This is a genomic window from Buchnera aphidicola (Brachycaudus tragopogonis), from assembly GCF_964059175.1.
GTDB classification, from domain to species: Bacteria; Pseudomonadota; Gammaproteobacteria; order Enterobacterales; family Enterobacteriaceae; genus Buchnera; species Buchnera aphidicola_BM.
Genome location: NZ_OZ060417.1, coordinates 1 through 3,214 on the forward strand (window position 1 = coordinate 1; position 3,214 = coordinate 3,214).

A 3,214-nucleotide genomic window follows, 5' to 3' on the forward strand; every position below is an offset into this window, starting at 1 on the left:
TTATACAGAAGTTATCCCCAGACTTATGAACATGTTAATAACACCTCTTTTTAAAATATGAAAAAAAAATAAATATATATAAAACATAGTCTTATATATATTTTTTTTCAAATTGAACAAATATTTCATCAATTTTATAACAAACTTATACACAGAAAATTGTGGATAACTTTTTTTAAACAAAATTGATTTTTTTAATCAACACTTAAAAAATATTTTTTTATTGTAAGAAAAGGATCCGTGTTGTTCAATTTTATTGAAACAAGCGCATACCTTAAATCTATAATATTTGTCCTATCAGATGCATGCTTCTGTTATTATGACCGCTGTCTTCTGTAACTATTTATGGGAGAGGGAGGGGGGTGACATAAGATTGATTTGAAGATGTTTTGTTTCGATTTTATTTGATGGGATGATTTGAATTCTAATTAATTAACGGCACACCAATGATTGTATTATGAATAATGTTATCCATTTCATCTTTGATGCTCTCTCTTTTCAACCTCGTTTCATATTGGTTTCAATACTAAACAATGGAGATTTTCATTAAAAAAAATATTACGTCACGTATCTGTGATATATGGGTGTATATTTTTTCGTTTGAAAGAGATGTGTGAAGATCAAAACATATATCCGCATCTTGCTGTTTTGGGTCTCTGGGCTGTTCAAAAGATGACAAGAGAAGACATGTTCATCATGACATCATATTTTTAATTAAAAATATTTTGATGTGTTTCAAGCATACTTGAGAGACACCCAATGGATAATTTTTTCCAACAGTTGATCGCCGCAGGTTGTTAAAATAGATTCTGGATGAAATTGGAAACCACATACGTAATCTAAATTATTTCTTACAGACATAATCATTTTATTAAAATAAGAGTTAATTACAAAATTCTCTGGAATTTTATTGCAAATAAGCGAATGATAGCGAGCAACAGGCAGCGGTTGCGGCATGCCTCTAAACATCTCTACACCATCGTGGTTGATTAAAGATGCCTTTCCATGGAATATCTCACCTGCGTGTCCAATCATGCCGCCATAAGCTTCTACAATCGCCTGGTGTCCTAAACAAATTCCTATTATAGGCAGATTACCCTTCACTCGTTTAATTAATTTCAACATACACCCAGCGTCTCGGGGCAAACCTGGTCCGGGTGATAACATTAAAATAGGATTTTTTAATTTGTTTAGTGCTCTTAAAATAATTTTTATATCAACAGTATTGCGATAAATTAATACATTATTTTTCTGATTCCTCAGTTGCTCGACAAGATTATACGTAAAGGAATCTATATTATCTAAAAGTAAAATATTTGCCATTATTTAAAAAATTCCTCTTGAACAATGAGCCTTTTTTATCGCATTTATTACAGCTTGTGCTTTATTCAAACTTTCAGTCACTTCGTCTTCAGGTTTCGAATTGAAAACAATGCCGGCACCTGCTTGAATCGTAGCAATATCTTTTTCTATATATGCCGATCGTATTGTGATACATGTATCCAAATTCCCCGAATCAGTAAAGTAACCTATCGCGCCTCCATAACTCCCCCGTCTTTCTTTTTCATATGCTGCAATTAATTGCATCGCTCGCACTTTGGGTGCACCGGTTAGTGTTCCCATATTCATACAGGCAGCATAAGCGTGAAGCGCATCTAATCCATTTTTTAATTTTCCAACGACCTTGGAAACCAGATGCATGACATGGGAATACTTATCAACTTTTACTAATTCTGAAACATATCTCGAACCCGGTTCACAAATGCGCGCAAGATCATTGCGTGCCAAATCTACCAACATTAAATGTTCGGCCAATTCTTTATGATTGGTTCTCATTTCGAGTTCTATTCTACTATCCAAATCTAAATTGAGAGATCCATCTTTGTTTCTTCCCCGAGGCCTAGTGCCGGCTATCGGATATAATTCAATTTGTTGTGTTTTTTCATCATATTTTAAAGAACTTTCTGGTGAAGCACCAAATAAGGTGAAATCTTCATCTTGCATAAAAAACATATAAGGGCTAGGATTGCTTTTTTTTAATTCCTGATAAGCAGATAATGCATTGGTACACGGCAAGAAAAATTTTCGAGATGGTACGACTTGAAAAATTTCACCTTGTTGAATTAATATTTGTAATTGTTTAATAATAGAACAATATTCGAAATCATTCATATTTGAAGTTAATTGAATATTGTTAATTTTATGTTGGGGAATTAGATTTAGTTCCTGTCCGAGTTGTTTTTCTATTTCTTCTGATCTTTTTGCAATTCTTTTCTTCTCATCTGCATTTTTAGTAAATATACTATTTTGAATTAAACATGTTTTGTTTTGATGATCCATTACTAAAAGGGTTTCAGCTAAATAAAAACAAAAATCTGGACATTTGTGTTTTCTTTCCAGTATAGGCAACGATTCAAAATTAGAGATCAGATCATAGGAAAAGAGACCACCAAAAAAAATAGCTTTGTTTCGTTTTTCCGTGTTTTTAAAAATCTTCATGATGAATCTAAACGAATCAAATATTGATAATGAAAAAATTTTTTTATCTTCGTCGAGATTTTTTTCAATAATAGGGAAAATAATGTTGAGGTTTTGAGAAGTTTCGGACACTTGAATTTTTTTATCTTCGTCAAGATTTTTTTTTAAAATATGTAAAATATTTGCACCATTAATGGAAAGAGCAGTCAGTTCCACCGAATTGTTTTGAGCACAAATACGCATGGCACTATCAATAATCATTATGCTTTCTAAATCATTTTTTTTATTAACTTCTGCAGTTTCAAGTAATAATGTTGCCGATCTGGATCCACAAAGGTGGTTGAAAACTTTTGTAGGATCTAAGTGATAAGGAGCTTGTCTTTGAATTATTTCAATTTCATGTGCGCTATTTTGCATCAATTTAGATCTCTTTTTTTTTCAAAAAAAAATATTTTACTATTTGTAATAGTAACTAATTTAATAGATTAAAGCAAGATTCTCATCTTTTTTATTTTCTAAACTGAGATGCATACTATATACAAGTCTGTAATAGAATATGTCGAATAAATTGATACTAATAACTACTTTAAAAAAAAAGAAATAATAACAATTAAAATAATTCATATATATATAAATATATTTGTTTTTGTCTTTTTTAAGAATCTAATGTTTTTTTATTTTATATAGTCTTTTTATTATACAGCCTGACCATACATTAAAAGATGCTTCAACATAT

2 protein-coding genes are annotated in these 3,214 nt (G+C 30.6%); both read right to left on the minus strand.

Features of this window, described 5'->3' with window-relative positions:
* Nucleotides 1-735 precede the first annotated feature (735 nt).
* Nucleotides 736-1,323, minus strand: coding sequence for a glutamine amidotransferase-related protein (locus AB4W64_RS00005; RefSeq protein WP_367677735.1), 588 nt, complete (start codon nt 1,321-1,323; stop codon nt 736-738).
* Between the two features lie 3 nt (nt 1,324-1,326).
* Nucleotides 1,327-2,895: an anthranilate synthase component 1 gene (locus AB4W64_RS00010; RefSeq protein ID WP_367677736.1), complete on the minus strand. Its 1,569-nt coding sequence runs from the start codon at nt 2,893-2,895 to the stop codon at nt 1,327-1,329.
* Nucleotides 2,896-3,214: the final 319 nt, after the last annotated feature.